Origin of the sequence: Streptomyces sp. NPDC088553 (assembly GCF_044752965.1) — a bacterium.
Taxonomy (GTDB): domain Bacteria; phylum Actinomycetota; class Actinomycetes; order Streptomycetales; family Streptomycetaceae; genus Streptomyces.
This window is the reverse complement of the sequence record NZ_JBIVMG010000006.1, coordinates 487,438-509,847: the sequence shown is the minus strand read 5'-3', so window position 1 is coordinate 509,847 and position 22,410 is coordinate 487,438. Positions and strand designations below refer to the sequence as shown.

Genomic DNA, 22,410 nt, shown 5'->3' with positions numbered 1-22,410 from the left:
GCCTATTTGCTCACAGGTCGTTCACAGACCCTACAAATACGTGACAACCGATTCCGCGATCTGGAGGGCGTTGAGGGCGGCGCCCTTGCGGAGGTTGTCGGCGCAGACGAAGAAGTCGAGCGCCCGCTCGTCGTCCATGGAGCGCCGCACCCGTCCGACCCAGGCGGGGTCGGTGCCGACGACGTCGGCGGGGGTGGGGAAGTCACCCGCGGCGGGGTCGTCGTACAGCACGACCCCGGGCGTGGTCGCGAGGATCTCGTGCGCGCGGTCGAGCGGCACGGGGCGCTCGAAGCGGGCGTGCACGGAGACGGAGTGTCCGGTGACGACGGGCACGCGCACACAGGTGGCGGCGACCCGCAGCGCGGGGAGCGCGAGGATCCGCCGGGTCTCGTCCCGTACGCGCTCCTCCTCCGAGGAGGCCCCGTCGGCGCCCGCCGTGCCCGACCAGGGCAGGACGTTCAGCGCGAGGGGCCCGGGGAAGGGCCCGGTGTTCTCGCCGACGGCCCGCCGTACGTCTCCGGGATGGGTGCCCAGGTCGCCATGGCCGGCCACCAGGCCGAGCTGGGCGCGGAGCGCCTCGACACCGGCCTGACCGCCGCCGGCGCCGCTGGCGGCCTGCTGGGCGGTGACGACCAGTTCGGAGAGTCCGAACTCGGCGTGCAGGGCGCCCACGGCGACGACCAGCGCGAGGGTGGTGCAGCCGGGGCTCGCGACGATGCCCCGGGGGCGTACGCGCGCCGCGTGGGCATTGGTCTCGGGGACCACGAGGGGGACGTCGGGGTCCGCGCGGAACGCGGCGGAGGTGTCCACGACGACGGTGCCCTTGGCGGCGGCGATGGGCGCCCAGCGGGCGGCCACCGGCTCGGGCACCAGGAAGAGCGCCAGGTCGACGCCTTCCAGGGCCTCCTCGTCGAGCGCGAGGATCTCGCACTCCTCCCCGCGCACGGCGGCCTTCCGGCCGGCCGAGCGCGGGGAGGCGAGGAGGCGTATCTCGCCCCAGACGTCCGCGTGGTGCGTGAGCATCTGGAGCATCACCGAGCCGACGGCTCCGGTCGCACCGACGACCGCGAGCGTCGGCTTCGGCGTCATCGGCCGGTGCCTCCGTAGACGACGGCCTCGTCCGAGTCGCTGTCCAGGCCGAAGGCCGTGTGGACGGCGCGCACGGCCTCGTTGACGTCGTCGGCGCGGGTGACGACCGAGATGCGGATCTCGGAGGTCGAGATGAGCTCGATGTTCACGCCCGCGTCGGAGAGCGCGCGGAAGAAGTCCGCGGTGACGCCCGGGTTGGTCTTCATCCCGGCGCCGACCAGGGAGATCTTGCCGATCTGGTCGTCGTAGCGCAGCGAGTCGAAGCCGATCGCGGTCTTCGCCTTCTCCAGGGCGTCGATGGCCTTGCGGCCCTCGGCCTTGGGGAGGGTGAAGGAGATGTCCGTGAGGCCGGTGGAGGCGGCGGACACGTTCTGCACGATCATGTCGATGTTGATCTCGGCGTCCGCGACGGCCCGGAAGATGGCCGCGGCCTCGCCCGGCTTGTCCGGCACGCCGACGACGGTGATCTTCGCCTCGGAGGTGTCGTGGGCGACACCCGAGATGATGGCCTGCTCCACCTTCTGATCCCCTTGCGGTTCGTTGCTGACCCAGGTGCCCTGCAGCCCCGAGAAGGACGAGCGGACGTGGATCGGGATGTTGTATCGGCGTGCGTACTCGACGCACCGGTGCAGCAGCACCTTGGAGCCGGAGGCGGCGAGCTCCAGCATGTCCTCGAAGGAGATCCAGTCGATCTTCTTCGCCTTCTTCACCACGCGCGGGTCGGCCGTGAACACGCCGTCGACGTCGGTGTAGATCTCACAGACCTCGGCGTCCAGCGCGGCGGCCAGCGCCACGGCGGTGGTGTCGGAACCGCCACGGCCGAGCGTGGTGATGTCCTTCTTGTCCTGGGACACGCCCTGGAAGCCGGCGACGATGGCGATGTTGCCCTCGTCGAGGGCGGTGCGGATACGGCCCGGCGTGACATCGATGATGCGCGCTTTGTTGTGGACGGAGTCGGTGATGACACCTGCCTGGCTGCCCGTGAACGACTGGGCCTCGTGGCCCAGGTTTTTGATCGCCATGGCCAGCAGGGCCATGGAGATCCGCTCTCCGGCGGTCAGCAGCATGTCGAACTCACGCCCGGCAGGGATCGGGGATACCTGCTCGGCGAGATCGATCAGCTCGTCCGTCGTGTCGCCCATCGCGGAAACCACGACGACCACCTGGTGGCCGTTCTTCTTGGCGTCCACGATTCGCTTGGCGACGCGCTTGATGCCTTCGGCATCGGCAACGGAGGAGCCTCCGTACTTCTGCACGACAAGGCCCACGTGCGCTCCTCGCTCAGTGTGTGCCGCAGCCGGCGCTGCGATCGGCTCAGTCTAACGAGGGACCCGGAAACGCCAGCGTGATATCGAATGGTGAGACGGGGCGCTCACAGAGTGATCAAGCGAGGTGCGCGCGGGGGTTCACAGACGCTCGCGCATGCCCAGCGGTCCGCCGATCTCCTCCGCCATCACACGGCCCGCCTCCTCGGCGAGGTCGTCCTCGGTGAGGTCCTCGTCCGTGTCGAGGCCGTCGAGGGCCGCGAGCGGCTGGTCGAGGCGGACGTGGGCGACGAGGGACTGGAGGGCGCGGAGGGTGGCCGAGGCGGTGGGGCCCCAGTTGGAGAAGTACGAGAACTGCCACCACCACAGGGCCTCGCTGGTGCGCCCGGCGCGGTAGTGGGCCAGGCCGTGGCGGAGGTCGGCGACGATGTCGGCGAGGTTGTCGGAGATACGGGCCGGGACCGGGGCCTTGCGCGGCTCGTACGGGTCGAAGACCTCGGAGAACACGTCGACCGGTTCGAGGAGCACGGCGAAGCGCTCGCGCAGGTCGTCCATGTCGGGCTCCGGGCCCGTGTCCGTCTCGTACCGCTCGTCCGGGACGATGTCCTCGTGCGCGCCGAGCCGCCCGCCCGCGAGGAGGAGCTGCGAGATCTCCAGGAGCAGGAAGGGGACCGCGCTGTCCGGCTCGTCGCCCTTGGCGACCTCGGTGGTCGCGACGATGAAGCTCTCGATGGAGTCGGCGATCTGGACCGCGAAGTCGTCGGGGTTCTGCGTGATCGCGTGCAGCGTGGGGTCAGACATCGAGGAGCCTCCCTGAGAGCGCGCCGGCCCGGTCGTCATACATCTAGCAGCCTCCGTCCCTCGAAGGCACGGCCGAGGGTCACCTCGTCGGCGTATTCGAGGTCGCCGCCGACCGGGAGCCCGCTCGCGAGCCGGGTCACCTTGAGTCCCATGGGCTTGATCATCCGCGCCAGGTACGTCGCGGTGGCCTCGCCCTCCAGGTTCGGGTCGGTCGCGAGGATCAGCTCGGTGACGGTGCCGTCGGCGAGCCGCGCGAGCAGCTCGCGGATGCGGAGGTCGTCCGGGCCGACGCCCTCGATCGGGCTGATCGCGCCGCCGAGGACGTGGTACCGCCCCCGGAACTCGCGGGTCCGCTCGATCGCGACGACGTCCTTCGGCTCCTCGACCACACAGATGACGGTCAGGTCGCGGCGCGGGTCCCGGCAGATGTTGCACTGCTCCTGCTGTGCCACGTTGCCGCAGACCGCGCAGAACCTGACCTTCTCCTTGACCTCCAGGAGCGCGTGCGCGAGACGCCGTACGTCGGTCGGCTCGGCCTGGAGGATGTGGAAGGCGATCCGCTGCGCGCTCTTGGGACCGACGCCGGGCAGCCTGCCCAGTTCGTCGATGAGGTCCTGAACCACGCCTTCGTACACGGAACGCCCTTTCAAGGGGGTGCTTGATTCTTACGGTAGTGGCTGGAACTGCGCCGTAGAAGGTGTGCGGCTCAGAAGCCGAGGCCGGGCACGCCGCCCATGCCCTGGGCCAGCGGGCCGAGCTTGGCCTGCTGGAGCTGCTGCGCGTTGTCGTTGGCGGCCTGGACGGCGGCCACGATCAGGTCGGCGAGCGTCTCGGTGTCCTCCGGGTCGACCGCCTTGGGGTCGATGACCAGGCCGCGCAGCTCGCCGGAGCCGGTCACGGTCGCCTTGACCAGGCCGCCGCCCGCCTGTCCGTCGACCTCGGTCGCGGCCAGCTCCTGCTGGGCACGGGCGAGGTCCTGCTGCATCTTCTGGGCCTGCTGGAGAAGCTGCTGCATGTTGGGCTGACCACCACCGGGAATCACGGTCACTCCTGAGGTTCGGTACGTCCGTATGTCGGTACGCCGAGCCTACGTGGTCCCCGGCCCCCCTGCTCCACCACTCTTTCGGGTGAGAAACTGCGGGCTCCTCTACCTGATCAAGACCCCCTTGCGGGCGGAAATCCTGGGATTCCGGGCCCACCGCCCACCATTCGGCGGTAGGAAGGGCAGGCACCACGTGCACCGCACGTCACAGAAGGACACGAGCGCTGAGCTGAACAGAGGAGTCCCCCGGTGAGCCAGCAGCCGGAGATGCAGCCACCGGGGCCCCCCGGGGGAGACGTCCACCGCGATCTGACCGGTACGCCGTTCCCCCTGGGCGACTGGGGCGAGCCCGCCGAGCGGCTCGACGAGCTGTACCGCTGGGTGGAGTCCAATGCCCTGCGGACCGCCGAGTGGTACCTCTCCGACCGCGTCTGGAAGCGCCGCAGCGCCCGGATCCTGCGGATCGGCACGGCCGCCGGGGTGATCGCGGGCGCCGCGCTCCCGCTGCTCGACCTGACGGGCGTCGCGGAGGGCGTCGCCGGCTGGGGCTATCTCTCGCTGCTGCTCGGCGCCGCCTGCCTGGCCTGCGACCGGTACTTCGGTCTGACGTCCGGCTGGATAAGGGACGTGGCGACGGCCCAGGCCGTGCAGCGGCGACTGCAGGCCCTGCAGTTCGACTGGGCCTCGGAGAGCGTCCGGGAGGTCCTGGGCCCCACGGAGGGCACCGCCAGCGAGGCCGCCGAGCGCTGTCTGGGCGTGCTGCGCCGCTTCTCGGAGGACGTGACCGAGCTCGTACGGGCGGAGACCGCGGACTGGATGGTCGAGTTCCGCTCGGGCCCGGCGCCGCTCGCGCTCCAGTCGGTGGGCGTGATGCCCGCGCGGGCCGAGAGCCATCACCCCTCGGGCCGTTTCCCGCTGCCGCCGGGCACCCGGCCGAACATGCCGCGTCAGCGGCCCCCGGAGGCCCGCTGACGCAGGCCTCCGGGGCCCTCGGGGCCGCGGAGGCGCGGATCCGGCCCGCTCGGGCCGGGCGCACGGACCTCAACTCAGAATGATCATCGATCCCTGGGCCAGGCTCCGGGTCGCCGCCGCGTGCAGCCCCAGCCACACATGACGCTCCCGGGCGAAGGGGCCTCCGTCCAGCTGGATCGGTACGGCCGGTTCCTCCAGGGTGGTCGGCCGCTCCGGCGGTACGGGGGGCGCCGGCGGGTTCGACGGGTCGATGCCGATCGAGGGTGCGACGAATTCCAGCTCGCGCAGCAGGCCGTACGAGGAGCCGAGCGGGCCGCCGCCCTCCAGGAGCTCGTCGCTGGCGAGCGGGACCGGGAAGTCGACCGGCACGTACGCGCCCGCGTGGTCGTAGTGCCAGACCAGGTGCGACTGCTGGGCGGTCGCCTCGAACATCTCCAGGAGCTGTTCGTAGTCCCCGCCGAGCTCGCCGACCGGTTCGACCGGCAGTCCGCACATCTGGAGGAGGTAGGCGCGGCGCAGGAAGTGCAGGGCCTCGTAGTCGAAGCCGGCGATCGGGGCGACGTCGCCGGAGAGCCCCGGCATGTACGCGTAGACGGGCACGGTCGGCAGACCGGACGCGCTGAGCACGGCGTCGTACGCGGCGATCTCTTCGGCGAAGGGGTTGTCGGGGCTGTGGCACAGCACGTCGACGAGGGGGACCAGCCACAGGTCACAGGCCAAGGGAGGCTCGCTCTCCGTCAGTTGCGGGGGACGCTCGCAGGGCGTACGCCAGGCTTTTGCAGGGACGGCCAGGTTAGTCGGCGCCCCACGGACACCGTCCACCCGCTGAGGAACTGCCCCCGGAGGCCCGGCCTCAACCCGAACTCCGGCCCCGGCCCCGCGCGCCCCGCCACTGGTACCCGCCGGCCGGCCCCGGCCTCAGCGGGCCCGAGCCTCCAGATACCCCGCCCATTCCATCGAGTGCGCGTTGTACTCCCGTACGACCGCGACGGCCGATTCCGCGTCGCCGCGGGTGATCGCGTCGACCAGGTCGACGTGCCCGCTCCACAGCCAGCCGAGGACGTCCCGCTCGGAGCGCAGGTAGGGGACGGAGAACACCCAGGCCTGGACGCGGAGCCGGTGGAGGAAGTCGGCGATGTAGTCGTTGGCGGCGACGAGCCGGGCGAGTTCGCGCCAGTACCGGATGTCGTACCCGATGAGGATGTCGAGGTCTCCGGCGCGGGCGGCGCGGGCCGCGGCCTCGCCCCTGCGCCGGATCGAGACGAGGGCGACGCCGACCCCGAGGTCGGGTTCGGTGACCGCGGAGCGGGGCGGCACCATGGCGGCGTCGCGGCGGAAGATGCCGTCGACGACGAGCATCCGGGCCTCGACCATGCCCCGGTAGTCGTCGACCGAGTACTGGTGGACCCGGAAGCCGCGGTGCTGGTCGGAGTCGAGGAGGCCCTGCGCGCAGAGGTCGACGAGGGCTTCGCGCACCGGGGTCGCGGAGACGCCGTACTGGTCGGCGATCTGTTTGACGGTGAATTCCTCGCCGGGTTGGAGACGGCCCGCGAGCACCTCGTCACGCAGCGCGTCCGCGATCTGCTGTCGCAAGGTGTTGCGGGTGACACCTCCGCTCGCGGGCATGGGTCGGCCCCCTCCGTCCGGCTCCGGACACCCTAGTCCAGACGGAAGGGGCCGCCCCGTTCCGCGGTTACGCGGTGTGCTCGTCGGCGACCGTGAGGGCCGCGTCCAGGGCCGCGAGGCCCTCCTTGACCTCCGCCTCGGTGACGTTGCAGGCGGGGACGGCGTGGGTGCGGTTCATGTTGACGAAGGGCCACAGGCCGTTCTTCTTCGCCGCGGCGCCGAAGGCGGCCATCGGCGCGTTGGCCTCGCCTGCCGCGTTGTACGGGACGAGCGGCTCGCGCGTCTCGCGGTTCTTGACCAGGTCGAGCGCCCAGAAGACGCCGAGGCCGCGGACCTCGCCGACGGACGGGTGGCGCTCGGCGAGCTCGCGCAGGCCGGGGCCGAGGACGTTCTCGCCGATGTGGGCGGCGTTCTCGACGACCTTCTCGTCCTCCATCACCTGGATGGTGGCGACCGCGGCGGCGCAGGCCAGCGGGTGACCGGAGTAGGTCAGTCCGCCCGGGTAGGGCCGCTTGTCGAAGGTGGCGGCGATCTTCTCGCTGATGGCGACGCCGCCGAGCGGCACGTAACCGGAGTTCACGCCCTTGGCGAAGGTCATCAGGTCGGGCACGACGTCGAAGTGCTCGGCGGCGAACCACTTGCCGGTGCGGCCGAAGCCCGCCATGACCTCGTCGAGGACGAAGACGATGCCGTACTTGTCGCAGATCTCGCGGACGCCGGCGAGGTAGCCGGGCGGCGGGGTCATGATGCCGGCGGTGCCGGGCACGGTCTCCAGGATGATCGCGGCGATCGTCGCCGGCCCCTCGAAGGCGATCGTGTCCTCCAGGTGCTGGAGGGCCCGCGCGCTCTCCTCCGCCTCGGTGGTGGCGTAGAAGGGCGAGCGGTAGAGGAACGGCGCCCAGAAGCGCACGACGCCGGCGGAGCCGTTGTCGGAGGCCCAGCGGCGCGGGTCACCGGTCAGGTTGATCGCGGTGGAGGTGGCGCCGTGGTACGAGCGGTAGGCGGAGAGCACCTTCGTACGGCCGGTGTGCAGCCGGGCCATGCGGACGGCGTTCTCGACGGCCTCGGCGCCGCCGTTGGTGAAGAAGATCTTGTCCAGGTCGCCCGGGGTGCGCTCGGCGATGAGGCGTGCGGCCTCGGAGCGGACGTCGATGGCGAAGGCGGGCGCGAAGGTGGTGAGCTTCGCGGCCTGCTCCTGGATGGCGGCGACCACACGGGGGTGCTGGTAGCCGATGTTGGTGTAGACGAGGCCGCTGGTGAAGTCCAGGTAGCGGTTTCCGTCGTAGTCCCAGAAGTACGAACCCTCGGCGCCGGCGACGGCGAGCGGGTCGATCAGGCCCTGGGCGGACCAGGAGTGGAACACGTGCGCGCGGTCGGCGGCCTTGACGGCGGCCCCGGCCTGGGGATCGGGTTCGATGACATGAGGGGTCATGGGGTCGAGGGTAAGGAACCGCAGGTAGGGCGAGCCATGGCCATCTTGTCCACCGAGACCGGGGCGGACGCGACACCTTGTTCCGTGCCGTGGAATCCCCGCGGAATCCCCGTGGATACCCACCCATCAATTGACAGCATTCTGTCGACATGACAGCCTGTTGTCATCAGCGGAACCGAGGGATCGACCACACCGACCAAGGGGTCAGCCATGGGAACGAGCACCGGAACGAAAACCGTCCACCTCGCCGTCTACGACACGCTCGCCGACTGGGAGACGGGCCACGCCACCGCCTGGCTGGCCCGCGCCGGCTACACGGTCCGGACCGTCGGCCCGGTCTCCGGGGAGCCCGTCACGACCCTCGCCGGCCTGCGGATCGTCCCCGACCTCGCGCTCGCCGACCTCCGGCCCGAGGACAGCGAGCTGCTGATCCTTCCGGGCGCCGAGAAGTACGACGAGGGCGACGAGCTCGCCGCCTTCCCGGCCGCGGCCCGCGCGTTCCTCGACGCCGGGGTGCCGGTCGCCGCGATCTGCGGCGCCACCGCGGGACTCGCCAAGGAAGGCCTGCTCGACGACCGCCCGCACACCAGCGCGGTCTCCTTCTACCTGGCCGCCACCGGCTACAAGGGCGGTGAGCACTACGTCGACACGGACGCGGTGACCTCCGAGGGCGAGGCCGGGACCGGCGACCTGATCACGGCGGGCCCGACGGAACCGGTCGCGTTCGCCCGGGAGGTCTTCGCGGTGCTCGGCGCGTACGAGGGCAAGCGCGACGCCTGGTACCGCCTCTTCCACGACTCGGACCCGGCGGCGTTCGTCGAGCTGAACTCATGAGCCGAGAGCAGCAGGACGCCCTCTCCCGTACGGCCCTGGGCGTCTTCCGCCTCAACGGCCAGCTCCTCGCCGTCTCGGAGAAGCTGGCCGAGCCGGCCGGCCTGACCGCCGCCTGGTGGCAGGTCCTGGGAGCCGTCCTCCCCGAACCCCTCCCGGTCGCCGGGATCGCCCGGGTCATGGGCATCACCCGGCAGAGCGTCCAGCGGATCGCGGACCTGCTCGTACGGGAGGGACTCGCGGCCTACGAGCCGAACCCGGCCCACCGCCGCGCCAAGCTCCTCACCCCGACCGAGGCGGGCCGGGCGGCCATCGCCCGCATCGAACCGGGCCACGCGGAACTGGCGGCCGCGCTCGCCCGGGAACTGGGCGGCCAGGAGGCCTTCGACGAGACGGTACGGGTCCTGGAGCGACTGTCGGCGGCCCTTGAGGCCGTCGAGGCCGGCCACCCCTAGGCGGCCCGCCGGGACCGGACGGTCAGGACACACCGCTGAACAGCTCGGTCACGGTGCTCCTCAGCAGCAGCGGATGAACGAAGCGGTCCGGCGTCGACGGCGGGAAGCGCCAGGACAGCGGCCAGGTCCTGCCCGTCAACGCCGGCACCGGTACGTAACTCACATGGGCGGGTCCTGCGTTGAACCGGGTCACCCCGCGCGGCCACCGTCTCCGCGCCGTCGACCCCGGCGGCACCAGGAAGTAGACCCCGCGCCGCCCGTTCGCCTCGATCACGACCGGCCCCGGGTCGCCCCCGGTGAGCACCTCCATCCGGTCGGCGAGCCGCCGCCCCTCGTCACCGTCCACCCGAACGGCGTCGAATTGCACCCCGGCCTTACGGAGTTGGAATCCGGAAACCGGAATCCAGTCCACGTTTACTTCCCGATTCTCTTCATTCACGGAGACATGTTCCCGTGCCGCCGCTAGCGTTTTCCACGACTGTGACGGGCGCGTCGGTAACCCCTTGACCTGCACCAACGCACCTTGCAGGCAGTCGAATTCGGCGGGGAGCAGTTGAGACCGGTTGAGATCGGTTGAGTCCGAATGGGGAGCGGGAATGGCGCGAGCGGAGAACAAGGAAGCGGCGGGGCCGGCGGCGAAGGTGGTTGCGGCCCTGGCCAAGAAAATGAGGCTGCGAAAGGGGCTCACCCAGGAGCAGCTGGGGGCGCAGATGGGATATACCGGCGCGGCCATCAGCGCGATGGAGACGCTCTCACAACCGGTGAGCGACGACATGCTGGTCCAGTTGGAGCGGGTCTTGGGCGACGGGACCGGGATCTTCGAGGGCATGCGGGAGCTGGTACGGCTGGAGAAACTGCCGGCGCAGTTCAGGAACTACGCGCCGATCGAGCAGTCGGCCCTGAGCCTGTGCTTGTTCTCGATGCACAACGTGCACGGCCTGTTCCAGACGGAGGCGTACTCGCGGGCCCAGATCGCAGGCGGATACCCCCCTCCCCCCGAGGAGCGCGTCGAGGAACTCGTGATGGCACGGATGGCCCGCAAGGCGATCTTCGACAGGGAGCCCATGGGCTTGATCGAACTGATCCTGGATGAGTCCGCACTGGCCCGGATGTTCGGCAGCGCGGAGGTCATGCGTGAGCAGTACCGCCTCCTGGCAGAGTGCGCGCGACGCAAGAACGTCACCCTCCAGGTACTCGCCCTGGACGTCGGCCTGAGGGGCGAGAACGCAGGCGCCCGAGGTCCCATGTCCCTCATCGAGACCGACGACCACAACCGTCTCGTCTACCTCGAAATCCAAGACGAAAGCGTGCTGGTCAGCGACCCGGCGAAGGTAAGTACATACGCCCAGCGTTATGCGAAGATCCGAGCACAGGCCCTGGACCCTCGCGAATCACTGGGCCTCATCGAGCGGTTGGCAGGAGAGGGAACATGAGCGAGAGCCTGCACTGGTTCAAGTCCAGCTACAGCAGCGACAGCGGCGGCGAGTGCGTCGAGGTCGCCGCCGCCCCCCACGCCGTCCACCTCCGTGACTCCAAGCAGAGCGACGGGCCCACGTTCGCCGTGGAGCCCGTCGCCTGGAGCGTGTTCGTCGCGTGGCAGTAGCCGACTAGCAGGACAGGTTCGACCCCGCGGGGACGCCCAGGATCTGGGTGAACTGCTGGTACTTGGTGACCCGGCTCTGGACCTGGGCCGGGTTGCCGCCGTTGCACTCCAGGCTGCCGTTGATCGCCCAGATGGTCTGGCCGAAGCCGGCCCCGTTGACCATGGCGTTGTGGGCGGTCATCGTGCCCGGGCCGTTCTGGGTGTTCCAGTACCAGAGGCCGGTCATCATGGCGACGGCCGGGTCCTGCTCGACGCGCCACGGGTTGTTCAGCAGGTCGATGCCGAGGGCGTCACCGGCGGCCTTGTAGTTGAAGTTCCAGGAGAGCTGGATGGGCCCGCGGCCGTAGTAGGCGGCCTGGCCGGCGGGGCAGCCGTAGGGCCGGCCCGCGTCGCAGTAGTGCGGGTAGTTGGCCGTGTTCTGCTCGACGATGTGGACGAGGCCACCCGTCTCGTGGGAGACGTTCGCGAGGAAGGCCGCGGCCTCCTGCTTCTTCACCGTGTCGCTGCCGGTGTTCGCGAAGCCGGGGTACGACTTGAGGGCGGCGGTGAGGCCCGCGTACGTGTAGAAGGGGTTCCGGCTCGGGAACATCTGGTTGAACTGGGCCTCGGAGACCACGAATCCGCCGCTCGGCGGCGGGGTGGTGGGCGGGGTGGTGGGTCCGCCGCCGCAGGTGCCCTGGTCGGCCCAGACGCCCCACTCGCCGGTCGTGCCGGGGGTCTCGTTCTGGGTCCACCACTTGGCCTGCCAGTTGTGGCCGTTGTGCGAGGCGGTCATCCCGCCGGTGTAGACGCTGGAGGAGTTCCACGCGGCCGCGCAGGCGGCGGCCGCTCCTGCGGAGGCGGCGGGAACGAGGAGGACGGCGAGTCCGACGGCCGTACAGAACGCGGCCATCATGGTGACCAACTTACGCAGCATGCGTACTTCCTTCCGGGTGGGGCCGGGTGTGGGGAAGCCACAGAAAAGCGCGATTGGTCTGGACCTGTCAAGGTCTAGACCAGAAGTTGTGACAAGGGCCCCGGCCCCCGGGAAAGCGGGGGTCGGGGCCATTCACCTGTCGCTCAAGTCACCTGAATCTAGAGCAGGTTGTAGATCTGGAAGCCGGAGCCGATCTTGACCGGCGCCTGGAACACGGCCGGGACGCTGCCCGAGCCCGAGTACCGGAGCAGGTCACCGTTCGGCTTGCGCGCGATCAGGTCCGTCCGGCCGTCGGCGTCGAGATCGCCGACCGACAACAGGCGGTCGTAGGTGTTCCAGCCGCCGCCGATCTTCGTACGGCCCTCGAAGGGGGCCTTGTAGTCGCCGGTGCCCTTGTAGAGCCACAGGACACCGGTCTTGTCGCGGGCGACGATGTCGGGCTTGCCGTCACCGCTCAGATCGCCCTGGCCCTCGACCTGGTCGTACTGCTCCCAGCCGCCGCCCACGCGGGTGCGCGCGGCGAGCGAGCCGTCCGGGTAGGCGAGGTACGACCACAGGACACCGGTCTTGTCGACGCCGAGGAGGTCGGCCTCCGGGGCTCCGCCGACGCTGCCGGGCGAGAGGACCGTGCGGTAGGCGTTCCAGCCCGTGCCGACCCGCTTGGAGCGCTGCTGGTGATCCTCCGTGAACCAGTGGTAGTCGAGGGCCCCCTCCTTGTTGAGGAACCAGGTGCCGTCCCCCCGCCCGTCCTTGTCGTTGTCGACGTGGATCACGTCGGCGAGGAAGTCGTAGGAGATCTCCAGGTGGTAGCGGGGGTCGAAGCCGCCCTCCCCGTTCGGGAAGTAGAGGTACCCCTCGGTCGTCTCCTTGTGGACGCCCATCATCGAGAAGGTGGGCGTCTCCACCGGGGCGGCCTCGACGGCGAGCGCACCGGCGCGCCGGGCGTCCCCGGCCTGCCGCTCGGCCACGGCCGCGGCCGCGGAGCGCGCCCGGTCGGCGCCGGCCGGGTCGCCGGAGGCGAAGGCGGTGCCCGCGGTGGCGGTCAGGGCGATCGTGGCGGCGGTGGCGGCGAGTGCGCCGCGCAGTGCGCGCCGACGTCGGATGATCATGAAGGTTCCCCCCTGGGATCCACTCGGCTCGTCAACGGACTCGACGGCGGCGCATGGTCGTGCGCCGCCGGAAGTCCAGAAGCCTCTCACAGGGGGCTGACAACGCCCGAACGATGACCGGGGTGGGGGGAGTTGGCGAGCGGACGGGGGCTTCCCTCCGTGTCGGCGCTCCCCTCAGATCATGAGCACGATCCGGCCCGGCCGGTGGCCCGCCTCCGCGCGGCGGTGGGCCTCGGCGACCTCCTCCAGGGGCATGACGTCGGCCACCCGGGTGATCAGCTCGCGGTCCGCCACCTTCTGCAGCGCCTCCGTCAGCCGGGCGGCGTCCGGGCGGGCCCGGACGACCTCGACGCGGATGTTCCGCTCGGCGACCGGTACCCGGTCGGGAGCGATCGCGGCGAACGCACCGCCGTCCTTCAGGAGCGGGAGGACGTTCCCGCCGAAGAGCGCACCGTCGAAGATCCCGTCCACCCCCTCCGGGGCGACCTCCCTCACCCGGGCGGCCACCTCCTCGTGCGTACCGCGCGGGACGGCCTCGTCCGCGCCGAGGATCTTCAGTTCGCTCTCGTCGCCCTCGTGGGCGATGGCCACGACCCGCAGTCCGGCCGCGTGGGCGTACTGGACCGCGAAGCGGCCCACCACGGCACTCGCACCGGACACGAGCAGCGTCGAACCCGCCGGGAGCGCGAGCCGGTCGAGGCCCTGCTGGGCCGTGGCCGAGGCCAGCGGGACGGACGCGGCCACGGTGAACGTCACGTCCTCCGGGATCACGGCCAGCCACTCCGGCTCGACCCAGATGACCTCGGCGTACGTGCCCTCGCCGGTCAGCTGCTCGTACCAGTTGACGAAACCGGCCACACGAGTCCCCTCGGGCATCCCGGGCACGGGATCGAGCAGCTTTCCCGCGAAGTCCGTTCCCAGGACGAAGGGGGGCTTGAGCTCGCCGACCGCGTCGGCGTAGAGACCGGCCCGGATCCGCACGTCGGCCTGGTTCACACCGGCGGCCTTGAGCCGTACGCGCACCCTGCCGGGTGCGTCCCCGGCCACCGGCTCGGGCCGGCGGGCCATTCTGAGGACCTCGGGTCCGCCGTAGGCGGTCACTTCGACGACACGCATGGGGTACTCCTCAGACTGAAGGCCCCCTCGTCGCCATTACACCCACGCTCCACAGCCTCGGGCAACCTCTGATGGCCCGGTTGACGGAAGGACGAACTCCAGGCGGCGGGAAGCGACGTACCCGCCGTAACCGCACAGGCGTCCGTACCGTCGCGCGGGTGGACTGGCTTACCGCTGAGAACATCATCGCCGTGGTCACCGCGCTGGTCGGTGTCCTCGTCTCGATCGCCGCCATCTGGGTCCAGTGGTGGGTTCCGCGCCGCCGCCGGATCGGCTACCGCGTCCAGCTCGACACGTCCATCGGCGCCGGGGCCGCGGCCAGCACCGCCGTGACCGGCCCCGGCGCGACCGTGCGGCGCGGGTACTTCGACACGACCCAGGATCTGACCGACGCCACCATCGTCCTGCTCCGGATCGAGAACGACGGCGGCCTGGCCATCGGCAGCGACGACTACACCGACGGGGGCAGCACCGGGCTCACCGTGCGGTTCGCCGGCCCGGACGGCACCGGCCCCGGCCGCCAGATGAAGGCGATCGTCGTGACCGCCCCCGACCACCCCGGGCTGCTGACCCACTTCGACTCCGCCTGGCAGCCGACCATGGGGGTCGGCTCCATCCGGCTGCCCAAGGTGCCGCTCAACCGGGGCGCCCACTACAAGCTGCTCGTCCTGCTCACCGGCGGGCCGACGGGCGCCCCCGTCGCCGTCGAGGGCACCCTCGACGACGGCGTCGTCCACGTCAACCACAGCACGACCCCCGACGACAAGGCGCCCCTCTTCAGCCGGGTCGCGCGGACCGTCACCATCACCCTCACGCTCTGCATGATCGCCCTCGCCGTGATCATCGTCCGGGAGCGGACCCCGCCGCCGATCGGCTGCGCCAAGGGCAGTCTCACCGTCACCGGGTCGACGGCCTTCGCCCCCGTCGTACGGGACCTCGCGAAGAAGTACGAGAAGGACTGCGAGGGCGCGACCGTGAGCGTGGAGGCGCACGGGTCGACGTCCGGGATACGGCGGCTGGCCGACGAGGGCGCGAAGACGGCCAAGGGCTCCCCCGCGGTCGTCGCCCTGTCCGACGGGCGCAAGCCGGGCGGCTTCCCCGAGCTGCGGGAGAGCATGGTCGCCGTCTCCCTCTACACCCTCGTCCTCAACGACGACGTGCCCGTGGACGACCTGACCCTGGACCAGATCCGCCGCATCTACCGGGGCGAGATCAGGAACTGGGGCGAGCTGGTGCCCGGCATGGACCTGCCGGTCCTGCTGGTCAGCCGGGACGCCAACTCCGGTACCAGGGAGGTGTTCCAGCGCCGGGTCCTCGGGCGCAACGAGCCCGCCAACTCCTCCCTGGACTGCCGGACCAGCAACGACCCCGAGTCGAAGGTCATCCGCTGCGAACTCGACTCCACGGAGCAGGTCCTGTCCACGGTGGCCAAGCTGCCCGGCGCGATCGGCTACACCGAGGTGCGTGGGGGCACCGGCCTGAAGGGCCTGCACCGGGTGGCCGTCGACGGCCGCAGACCGGTCCTGGACGAGCTGGGCGAGTCGAGCTACCCGTACCGGGAGATCGAGTACGCCTACACCTGGCGCGAGCCGGAGGCGGACTCGCTGGCCGCCAGTTTCCTCACCTATCTGCGCTGGGGCAGCGGCCAGGACATCATCCGCGCGCACGGGCACCTGCCCTGCTCGACCCCGAAGGGACTGAGGATCTGTGGCGAGGACTGACCGCGCGTCCGGCGCCGCCGCCCTGCGGTCCGACGGGCGGGGAACGGGGGCGGACGCCCCCTGGTCCGGCACGCGATCGGTAGGGACTGCCGACCCCCGGTCTGGCATGCTCTGACGACGTGGAGCCATTGAACGCGGAAGACCCGGTCAGCATCGGCCCGTTCCGTCTGCTCGGCCGCCTCGGGGTCGGGGGCATGGGCCGGGTGTTCCTCGCGCGTTCGGCCGGCGGGCGGACGGTCGCCGTGAAGATCGTGCACGCGGAGCTGGCCGCCCAGGAGGAGTTCCGGCGCCGGTTCGCCCGCGAGGTCGCCTCCCTGGAGCGGGTCGGCGGCACGGGCACCGCGCCCGTCCTCGGCTCGGACACCTCGGCCGACGCGCCGTGGGTGGCGATCGGCTACGTACCGGGGCCGTCGCTGCGGAACGTGGTCGGCGACGAGTTCGGCCCGCTGCCGCCCGCGACGGTGAAGGCGCTGGCCTCCGGCCTCGCCCGCGCCCTCGTGCACATCCACGCGGCCGGGCTCGTGCACCGCGACCTCAAGCCGTCCAACGTCCTGCTGACCGTCGACGGGCCGCGGATCATCGACTTCGGCATCGCGCGGGCCGTCGACACCGTCGCCGACGGCGGCGATCTGACCACCACCGGCGCGGTCGTCGGCTCCCCCGGCTTCATGTCGCCCGAGCAGGTGCGGGGCGACCGGCTCACCCCCGCGTCGGACATCTTCTGCCTCGGCTCGGTCCTGGCGTACGCGGCGACCGGCCGTTCCCCCTTCGGGACGGCGGACAGCGGCGTGCACGCGACCATGTTCCGGATCGCCCACGACGAGCCCGACCTGACGGATCTGGCGCCCGAGCTGTCGGGGGTGATCCGGGCCTGCCTCGCCAAGGACCCGGCCGCGCGGCCCTCGGCCGCCGAGATCGCGGAGACGCTGCCGATCCCCGACCCCTGGCTGCCGGCGGACGTCCTGGCCCGGCTCGGCCGGCACGCGGCGCGGCTCCTGGAGGCGGAGACGGAGAGCGCGACGGGAACGGGGAGCGGGGCGGCCGGTCACGGTGGCGGTACCGGCGCCGGCGCTCGTGGCGTCGTCCGTGCCGATGGTGACCCGACCCCGCCCACTCCCCTCCCGTCCACCGCCGCCACGGCGCCCCAGCCGCAGGCCGGGCGCCCGCGCCGGACGGGCCTGGTCGCCGGGCTCGCGGCCCTCGCGGTGACGGCCGCGGCCACCCTCACGTACACCTTCTGGCCCGACCCGGACACCGGCATGGACGACCAGAAGAACCGGGCCCCGAGCGCCACGGGCAACGTCGCGGCCCGCCCCGCCGGCATCGTCCCCGCCGCGTTCCTCGGCGCCTGGGAGGGCGTCGTCCAGGGCTCCCAGGACCACCCGCGGGAGACCGCCCGGTTCGAGATCAGCCAGGGAGCGGCGGGTTCCAAGAACGCCGTCTACGTCCAGGTCGCCGAGAACCGCCTGTGCATGGGCCGCTCCCGGCTCGTCTCCGCCGACGAGGACAAGGTCGTCTTCGGCGAGTCCGACGTGACGACCAGCGTGCCCGCCCAGCGCTGCGTCCCCGCCGCGCACCAGACCCTCACCCTGCGCTCCCCCGACGTCCTGGAGTGGACCTCGGGCACGGCCAAGGCCACCTTCCGCAAGGCCCCCACCGGCACCGAGGTCGTCCCCGCCCGCTTCCTCGGCCGCTGGACGCGCATCCCCGCCCCGGAGATCTACGGCGAGAACGACGACCGCTACACCTCGCAGGTGACGATCACCCAGGGCCCGGTCGGCGCCCCCGTGGTCAGCGTCCTCGACGGCTATCCGCGCACCGTCGACGGCGTGCTCATGGACGAGGACTGGTCCTGCGGCACCACGGCCGTCCTCGCGGGCGTCGGCAACCTGCTGATCATCGGCCCCGCCACCCGGGACACCAACGCCTGGGACCGCGAGTGCCAGGAGGGCCTCTCCCGCTACCTCCTCGTCGACAAGCTGAACGGCAAGGACCGGCTCCTCGTCTACCCGATGCTCGACGGCGAACCGAACGAGTACTACCGCTCCTAGGAGCCCGGCCGCCCTGCCTGGTCCGACGGCGCCGTCCGGCTCGCCCGCCCCGGCCTGCCCGACCGCCCCGCCGCCGCCTCGGCGTACGCCCGGACCAGGGGGCGGGTGTCGTCCGCGCGGTGGGCGAGGACGAAGTGGCTGGGGCCGACGCCGTCGACGGGGCGGGTGACGACGCCGTCGCGGGCGAGGAGCGGGGCGTTGCCTGCCGCGACCAGGCAGATGCCGAGGCCGCCGACCAGGGCCTCGTACGTCTCGTCGGCGCTGGCGATCTCCGCGCCGACGACCGGCGGGCGGCCGCCCCGGGCGTCCAGCGCCAGCCAGTGGTCGCGCAGTTCGGGGCCGGTGGCCGGCAGGGCGAGGAACGGTTCGTCCAGGAGGTCCGCGAAGTCGAGGCGATCGCGGGCGGCCAGCGGATGGGTCTCAGGGAGGGCGACGAGCCGGGGCTCGGCGGCCACGACGACCCAGCGGAAGCGTTCCGCCGCGGGCAGCGGAAGCCAGACGAACGCCACGTCGCTGGCGCCGTCGGCGAGTCCGGCCGTCGGGTCCTCCCATCCCACCTGGCGCAGCTTGAGCACGGCCTCCGGATGGGCCTCGGTGAAGCGGGAGCGGATCGCGGGCAGCAGTCCGCCGCGCCCGGGGCTGGTGGACATGCCGACGACCAGCGTGGACCGCTCGGCGGCGCGGGCCCGCCGCACGGCCCCGCCCGCCTCCGCCCAGGCGGCGAGCACGGCACGGGCGTGCGGCAGCAGGGCCGTTCCGACGGGGGTGAGGCGGACGCCGTGCCGGTCGCGGTCGAAGAGGGGCGCGCCGAGCTGCCGCTCCAGGGCCCTGATCTGCTTGCTGAGCGCGGGCTGGGAGACGTACAGCCGCTCGGCGGCGCGGGTGAAGTGCAGCTCCTCGGCGACGGTGACGAAGTACCTCAGGTCACGTCCGTGCACATCCATGGTCATAACCATGGGTTATCACAACAGCTCTTGGACCGGCAACGGCCTTGTGACACAGGCTGGTTGAGTCAGAGAAGCAGGGACGAGAACCGGAAGAGAGATCCCCATGAGCAAGGTCTGGCTGATCACGGGCGCCAACAGCGGTTTCGGACGCGCCTTCGCCGAGGCGGCGATCGCGGCCGGCGACATCGTGGTCGCCGCGGCCCGCCGCACCGAGACCCTGGACGATCTGGTCGCGGCCCACCCCGACCAGGTCGACCCGGTCGCGCTCGACGTCACCGACACGGCGGCGGTCGACACGGTCGTCGCGGAGGTCGCCGAGCGCCACGGCCGCATCGACGTCCTCGTCAACAACGCGGGCCGCACGCACGTCGGTTCGGTCGAGGAGACCTCCGACGCCGAGCTGCGCTCCCTGTTCGACGTCCACGTCTTCGGCCCCGCGGCGCTGACCCGCGCGGTCCTGCCCCACATGCGGGCCCGCCGCTCGGGCGCGATCGTGCAGCTCAGCAGCGTCGGCGGGCAGATGTCGATGGCCGGCTTCGGCGCGTACAGCGCGACGAAGTTCGCCCTGGAGGGCATGTCGGAGGCGCTCGCGGCGGAGGTGCGGCCGCTGGGCATCGACGTCCTGATCGTGGAACCGGGCGCCTTCCGCACGAGCCTCTTCGGCAACCACAGCCTGAGCGGCGACGGCATCGCGGACTACACGGACACGGTGGGCGCGACCCGCGCGTTCGTGCGGACGGGCGGCGGCCTGCAGGAGGGCGACCCGGCGAAGGCGGCGGCGGCGGTGCTGGCCGCGCTGAACGCGGACGAGACGCCGCTGCGGCTGGCCCTGGGGGACGACTCGATCGACACGATCCTGGGGCACTTGGACCAGGTGCGGGCGGATGTGACGACGTGGGAGAAGGTCGGCCGCGACACGAAGCTGGACGGCTGACGGGCGTTGTGGCAGGCGTTCCGCGGGGCGGAACGGGTGGGCACGGCCCACGACGGCGCCCCCTGCGGGTCCGGGCTCGGAAGCCCGAGCCCGGCAGGGGGCGCCGTCCGTCGTGCCCACCGTCCCGCCCTGGGGTCCCCCCTGGACGAAGTCCTTGGGGGAGGGACGGGTGGGCACCACTCGTCTCGCTACAGGAACGAGTTGATCTCGATCGTTTCCGTGCGGCCGGGGCCCACGCCGATCGCCGAGATCGGCGCGCCCGACATCTCCTCCAGCGCCTTCACGTACGCCTGCGCGTTCTTCGGCAGGTCCGCGAAGGTCTTCGCCTTGGTGATGTCCTCGGACCAGCCCGGCAGCATCTCGTAGATCGGCTTCGCGTGGTGGAAGTCGGTCTGCGAGTACGGCAGCTCCTCGACGCGCTTGCCGTCGATCTCGTACGCGACGCAGACCGGGATCTGCTCCCAGCCCGTCAGCACGTCGAGCTTGGTGAGGAAGAAGTCCGTCAGGCCGTTGACCCGGGTCGCGTAGCGCGCGATGACCGCGTCGAACCAGCCGCAGCGGCGGTCACGGCCGGTGGTGACACCGCGCTCGCCGCCGATGCGGCGCAGCGCCTCGCCGTCCGCGTCGAAGAGCTCCGTCGGGAACGGGCCGGCGCCGACACGGGTCGTGTACGCCTTGAGGATGCCGATGACCCGGCTGATCTTCGTCGGGCCCACGCCGGCGCCGGTGCAGGCGCCGCCCGCGGTCGGGTTCGAGGAGGTGACGAAGGGGTACGTGCCGTGGTCGACGTCGAGCAGCGTGCCCTGGCCGCCCTCGAAGAGGACGACCTTGTCCTCGTCGAGCGCGTTGTTCAGGATCAGCGTGGTGTCCGCGACGAACGGCTTGATCTGCTCCGCGTACTGGAGCATCTCCTCGACGATCTGCTCCGCGTCGATGGCCCGACGGTTGTAGAGCTTGGCGAGCAGCTGGTTCTTGCCCTCCAGCGCCGCCTCGACCTTCTGGGTGAGGATCGACTCGTCGTACAGGTCCTGGACCCGGATGCCGACGCGGTTGATCTTGTCGGCGTAGGTCGGACCGATGCCACGGCCCGTGGTGCCGATCTTGCGCTTGCCGAGGAACCGTTCCGTCACCTTGTCGAGGGTGACGTTGTACGGGGTGATCAGGTGGGCGTTGCCGCTGATCAGGAGCTTCGACGTGTCGACGCCGCGCTCGTTCAGTCCACTCAGCTCGGAGAGCAGGACCGCCGGGTCGACGACGACACCGTTTCCGATCACCGGGGTACACCCCGGCGAGAGGATTCCGGAAGGGAGAAGATGCAGCGCGTACTTCTGGTCGCCGACGACGACCGTGTGGCCGGCGTTGTTGCCGCCCTGGTAGCGCACTACATAGTCAACGGATCCACCGAGGAGATCGGTGGCCTTTCCCTTGCCCTCGTCACCCCACTGAGCACCGAGCAGCACAAGTGCGGGCACAGGCGTACACCCCTTCCGGGTGGGGCATGTCCAAGGTCAGGGGCCGAGGCCGCCTCACCGGTGTGCCCCGGAATAGACGAAGCCCCTGGCGCAATAGCGCAAGGGGCTCTTGCACAAAGATGCTACCCGAGGAAGGACCGAGGTGTCGGATCACGACCAGCTGCTGGTCATCGTCGACCCGGTCGCCCGCCGAAGTGACGGCGAGTCCGTACGGATCGCGAAAGATGTGCTGTCCGCGGGCGCGGAGGCGAAGATCTGCCTGCCGGACAGCCCGGAGGAATTCATCCGCGCCCTGGCCAGGCGTGGCTCCCGCCGCCCCGTGGTGCTCGGCGACGACCGCGCGCTGCTGCGGACGGTGGCCCTCCTCCACCGGGAGCGGGAGCTCGCCGCGGGCGCCCTCTCCCTCGTCCCGATCGGCGCCCCCGACGCCCTGGAACTCGCCCACACCCTCGGCGTGCCGCGCTCCACCCCGGCGGCCGCCCGGGCCGTCCTCGACGGGGCCGTACGCCGCCTCGACCTGCTGGTCGACGACAGCGACGGCGTCGTCCTCGGCGACCTCCTGGTCCCTGCCTCACCCGCCCTCGCCGCGGTGTCCCCGACCGTCTGGGGCACCTGCCGCTCCCTCGTCCGCACCCTGGTCCGCCCGGCCCCTACGGCCCTCGCGGTCCGCGCCCACCGGCTGCGGGTGGAGGCGGACGGGGTGCTGCTCAACGATGTCGACACCCCGCTGGAGAGCCTCACGGTCCGCTCGGCCGGCGGTACGGCCGAGGTGGTCGTCCATCCCTCGGCCGCCCCGCCCCGGCACACGACCGCCCGCGTCCTCACCGTCTCGGGCCCGGACTTCCGGTACCGCGCGGACGGCCGCGTCTCGGGGCCGGTCCGCCGCCGGACGTGGACGGTCCTGGGGGACGCGTGGGGTCTGACGCTGCCGAGGGTCTGACGCCTGTCCCGCGGCTCCCTCCGCCCACGGACCGACCTGCCCGTCGGCTGATCGATTAGCGGAGCCGGGCCGGTGCCGAACGGACTGG

Annotated in this window: 23 protein-coding genes; 9 read left to right on the top strand and 14 right to left on the bottom strand. The window is 71.5% G+C overall.

The genetic code is table 11. The features are described from left to right. Positions 1–30 precede the first annotated feature (30 nt). From ACIP8Z_RS22980 to ACIP8Z_RS22960, 5 genes are all read right to left on the bottom strand, one after another. Complete coding sequence (locus ACIP8Z_RS22980) at positions 31–1,089, bottom strand: aspartate-semialdehyde dehydrogenase (RefSeq protein WP_402086173.1); 1,059 nt, start codon at positions 1,087–1,089, stop codon at positions 31–33. After that, positions 1,086–2,357 carry an aspartate kinase gene (locus tag ACIP8Z_RS22975; RefSeq protein ID WP_319315954.1) on the bottom strand — a complete coding sequence of 424 codons (1,272 nt, stop codon included), beginning with the start codon at positions 2,355–2,357 and terminating at the stop codon, positions 1,086–1,088. Before ACIP8Z_RS22975 ends, ACIP8Z_RS22980 begins: the two co-directional genes overlap by 4 nt. A 138-nt stretch (positions 2,358–2,495) precedes the next feature. Continuing rightward, a complete protein-coding gene (locus tag ACIP8Z_RS22970; protein ID WP_402086171.1) occupies positions 2,496–3,155 on the bottom strand; it encodes a DUF5063 domain-containing protein in 660 nt (219 codons plus the stop codon). Positions 3,156–3,190: 35 nt separating this feature from the next. Beyond that, positions 3,191–3,790, bottom strand: a complete 600-nt coding sequence (gene recR, locus ACIP8Z_RS22965) for a recombination mediator RecR (protein ID WP_041662562.1) — start codon at positions 3,788–3,790, stop codon at positions 3,191–3,193. Between the two features lie 71 nt (positions 3,791–3,861). Further along, positions 3,862–4,197 (bottom strand): YbaB/EbfC family nucleoid-associated protein, encoded by a 336-nt coding sequence (locus tag ACIP8Z_RS22960; RefSeq protein WP_402086549.1) that lies wholly within the window; start codon positions 4,195–4,197, stop codon positions 3,862–3,864. 267 nt (positions 4,198–4,464) lie between these two features. Here ACIP8Z_RS22960 and ACIP8Z_RS22955 point away from each other — a divergent pair, with 267 nt between their 5' ends. Further along, positions 4,465–5,169 (top strand): SLATT domain-containing protein, encoded by a 705-nt coding sequence (locus tag ACIP8Z_RS22955; protein WP_383859771.1) that lies wholly within the window; start codon positions 4,465–4,467, stop codon positions 5,167–5,169. 69 nt (positions 5,170–5,238) lie between these two features. Here the strand turns inward: ACIP8Z_RS22955 and ACIP8Z_RS22950 are convergent, their stop codons facing one another. The 3 genes from ACIP8Z_RS22950 to ACIP8Z_RS22940 form a co-directional block, all read right to left on the bottom strand. Then, on the bottom strand, positions 5,239–5,889 hold the full coding sequence (locus ACIP8Z_RS22950; RefSeq protein ID WP_328943924.1) for a hypothetical protein: 651 nt from the start codon (positions 5,887–5,889) through the stop codon (positions 5,239–5,241). Between the two features lie 198 nt (positions 5,890–6,087). Then, positions 6,088–6,795 (bottom strand): GntR family transcriptional regulator, encoded by a 708-nt coding sequence (locus ACIP8Z_RS22945; protein WP_402086168.1) that lies wholly within the window; start codon positions 6,793–6,795, stop codon positions 6,088–6,090. 67 nt (positions 6,796–6,862) lie between these two features. Continuing rightward, positions 6,863–8,227, bottom strand: coding sequence for an aspartate aminotransferase family protein (locus ACIP8Z_RS22940; protein WP_402086165.1), 1,365 nt, complete (start codon positions 8,225–8,227; stop codon positions 6,863–6,865). Positions 8,228–8,437: 210 nt separating this feature from the next. Here ACIP8Z_RS22940 and ACIP8Z_RS22935 point away from each other — a divergent pair, with 210 nt between their 5' ends. Both ACIP8Z_RS22935 and ACIP8Z_RS22930 read left to right on the top strand, forming a co-directional pair. Next, positions 8,438–9,061 (top strand): DJ-1/PfpI family protein, encoded by a 624-nt coding sequence (locus tag ACIP8Z_RS22935; RefSeq protein WP_402086163.1) that lies wholly within the window; start codon positions 8,438–8,440, stop codon positions 9,059–9,061. Then, positions 9,058–9,513, top strand: a complete 456-nt coding sequence (locus ACIP8Z_RS22930; protein WP_402086160.1) for a MarR family winged helix-turn-helix transcriptional regulator — start codon at positions 9,058–9,060, stop codon at positions 9,511–9,513. Before ACIP8Z_RS22935 ends, ACIP8Z_RS22930 begins: the two co-directional genes overlap by 4 nt. A gap of 22 nt (positions 9,514–9,535) precedes the next feature. On the opposite strand, the gene ACIP8Z_RS22925 is transcribed toward ACIP8Z_RS22930, so the two are convergent. After that, entirely contained in the window at positions 9,536–9,952 is a 417-nt protein-coding gene (locus ACIP8Z_RS22925; RefSeq protein ID WP_402086157.1) for a hypothetical protein, read from the bottom strand. A 157-nt stretch (positions 9,953–10,109) separates the two neighbouring features. Here ACIP8Z_RS22925 and ACIP8Z_RS22920 point away from each other — a divergent pair, with 157 nt between their 5' ends. Then, positions 10,110–10,946 (top strand): helix-turn-helix transcriptional regulator, encoded by an 837-nt coding sequence (locus tag ACIP8Z_RS22920; protein WP_402086154.1) that lies wholly within the window; start codon positions 10,110–10,112, stop codon positions 10,944–10,946. Beyond that, positions 10,943–11,116, top strand: coding sequence for a DUF397 domain-containing protein (locus ACIP8Z_RS22915; protein ID WP_402086151.1), 174 nt, complete (start codon positions 10,943–10,945; stop codon positions 11,114–11,116). Before ACIP8Z_RS22920 ends, ACIP8Z_RS22915 begins: the two co-directional genes overlap by 4 nt. 4 nt (positions 11,117–11,120) lie before the next feature. Here ACIP8Z_RS22915 and ACIP8Z_RS22910 read toward each other — a convergent pair whose 3' ends face one another. From ACIP8Z_RS22910 to ACIP8Z_RS22900, 3 genes are all read right to left on the bottom strand, one after another. Next, entirely contained in the window at positions 11,121–12,032 is a 912-nt protein-coding gene (locus tag ACIP8Z_RS22910; RefSeq protein ID WP_402086148.1) for a glycoside hydrolase family 19 protein, read from the bottom strand. A gap of 158 nt (positions 12,033–12,190) precedes the next feature. Then, the gene (locus ACIP8Z_RS22905) at positions 12,191–13,141 is read right to left on the bottom strand and encodes an FG-GAP repeat domain-containing protein (protein ID WP_402086145.1); all 951 of its coding nucleotides are present in this window, start codon (positions 13,139–13,141) and stop codon (positions 12,191–12,193) included. Positions 13,142–13,315: 174 nt separating this feature from the next. Next, positions 13,316–14,257: an NADP-dependent oxidoreductase gene (locus tag ACIP8Z_RS22900; RefSeq protein WP_402086142.1), complete on the bottom strand. Its 942-nt coding sequence runs from the start codon at positions 14,255–14,257 to the stop codon at positions 13,316–13,318. A gap of 158 nt (positions 14,258–14,415) precedes the next feature. Between ACIP8Z_RS22900 and ACIP8Z_RS22895 the strand changes: the two genes are divergently transcribed. Then, the gene (locus tag ACIP8Z_RS22895) at positions 14,416–15,978 is read left to right on the top strand and encodes a substrate-binding domain-containing protein (protein WP_402086140.1); all 1,563 of its coding nucleotides are present in this window, start codon (positions 14,416–14,418) and stop codon (positions 15,976–15,978) included. Between the two features lie 119 nt (positions 15,979–16,097). Further along, on the top strand, positions 16,098–18,029 hold the full coding sequence (locus ACIP8Z_RS22890; RefSeq protein WP_402086137.1) for a serine/threonine-protein kinase: 1,932 nt from the start codon (positions 16,098–16,100) through the stop codon (positions 18,027–18,029). Here the strand turns inward: ACIP8Z_RS22890 and ACIP8Z_RS22885 are convergent. Continuing rightward, positions 18,026–18,979: a LysR family transcriptional regulator gene (locus tag ACIP8Z_RS22885; RefSeq protein ID WP_402086135.1), complete on the bottom strand. Its 954-nt coding sequence runs from the start codon at positions 18,977–18,979 to the stop codon at positions 18,026–18,028. The genes ACIP8Z_RS22890 and ACIP8Z_RS22885 overlap by 4 nt on opposite strands. Positions 18,980–19,079: 100 nt before the next feature. Between ACIP8Z_RS22885 and ACIP8Z_RS22880 the strand changes: the two genes are divergently transcribed. After that, positions 19,080–19,910 (top strand): oxidoreductase, encoded by an 831-nt coding sequence (locus tag ACIP8Z_RS22880; RefSeq protein ID WP_402086132.1) that lies wholly within the window; start codon positions 19,080–19,082, stop codon positions 19,908–19,910. Positions 19,911–20,098: 188 nt separating this feature from the next. Here ACIP8Z_RS22880 and ACIP8Z_RS22875 read toward each other — a convergent pair whose 3' ends face one another. After that, positions 20,099–21,382 carry an adenylosuccinate synthase gene (locus ACIP8Z_RS22875; protein WP_055600217.1) on the bottom strand — a complete coding sequence of 428 codons (1,284 nt, stop codon included), beginning with the start codon at positions 21,380–21,382 and terminating at the stop codon, positions 20,099–20,101. Between the two features lie 142 nt (positions 21,383–21,524). Between ACIP8Z_RS22875 and ACIP8Z_RS22870 the strand changes: the two genes are divergently transcribed. Beyond that, positions 21,525–22,322: a diacylglycerol kinase gene (locus tag ACIP8Z_RS22870; protein ID WP_402086129.1), complete on the top strand. Its 798-nt coding sequence runs from the start codon at positions 21,525–21,527 to the stop codon at positions 22,320–22,322. Positions 22,323–22,410 lie beyond the last annotated feature (88 nt).

Excerpts from the sequence above, each read along its gene's own strand:
- ACIP8Z_RS22980 (WP_402086173.1), bottom strand. The coding sequence starts at position 1,089 with ATGACGCCGAAGCCGACGCTCGCGGTCGTCGGTGCGACCGGAGCCGTC.
- ACIP8Z_RS22970 (WP_402086171.1), bottom strand. The coding sequence starts at position 3,155 with ATGTCTGACCCCACGCTGCACGCGATCACGCAGAACCCCGACGACTTC.
- ACIP8Z_RS22955 (WP_383859771.1), top strand. The coding sequence starts at position 4,465 with ATGCAGCCACCGGGGCCCCCCGGGGGAGACGTCCACCGCGATCTGACC.
- ACIP8Z_RS22945 (WP_402086168.1), bottom strand. The coding sequence starts at position 6,795 with ATGCCCGCGAGCGGAGGTGTCACCCGCAACACCTTGCGACAGCAGATC.
- ACIP8Z_RS22940 (WP_402086165.1), bottom strand. The coding sequence starts at position 8,227 with ATGACCCCTCATGTCATCGAACCCGATCCCCAGGCCGGGGCCGCCGTC.
- ACIP8Z_RS22935 (WP_402086163.1), top strand. The coding sequence starts at position 8,438 with ATGGGAACGAGCACCGGAACGAAAACCGTCCACCTCGCCGTCTACGAC.
- ACIP8Z_RS22930 (WP_402086160.1), top strand. The coding sequence starts at position 9,058 with ATGAGCCGAGAGCAGCAGGACGCCCTCTCCCGTACGGCCCTGGGCGTC.
- ACIP8Z_RS22920 (WP_402086154.1), top strand. The coding sequence starts at position 10,110 with ATGGCGCGAGCGGAGAACAAGGAAGCGGCGGGGCCGGCGGCGAAGGTG.
- ACIP8Z_RS22915 (WP_402086151.1), top strand. The coding sequence starts at position 10,943 with ATGAGCGAGAGCCTGCACTGGTTCAAGTCCAGCTACAGCAGCGACAGC.
- ACIP8Z_RS22910 (WP_402086148.1), bottom strand. The coding sequence starts at position 12,032 with ATGCTGCGTAAGTTGGTCACCATGATGGCCGCGTTCTGTACGGCCGTC.
- ACIP8Z_RS22905 (WP_402086145.1), bottom strand. The coding sequence starts at position 13,141 with ATGATCATCCGACGTCGGCGCGCACTGCGCGGCGCACTCGCCGCCACC.
- ACIP8Z_RS22900 (WP_402086142.1), bottom strand. The coding sequence starts at position 14,257 with ATGCGTGTCGTCGAAGTGACCGCCTACGGCGGACCCGAGGTCCTCAGA.
- ACIP8Z_RS22885 (WP_402086135.1), bottom strand. The coding sequence starts at position 18,979 with ATGACCATGGATGTGCACGGACGTGACCTGAGGTACTTCGTCACCGTC.
- ACIP8Z_RS22880 (WP_402086132.1), top strand. The coding sequence starts at position 19,080 with ATGAGCAAGGTCTGGCTGATCACGGGCGCCAACAGCGGTTTCGGACGC.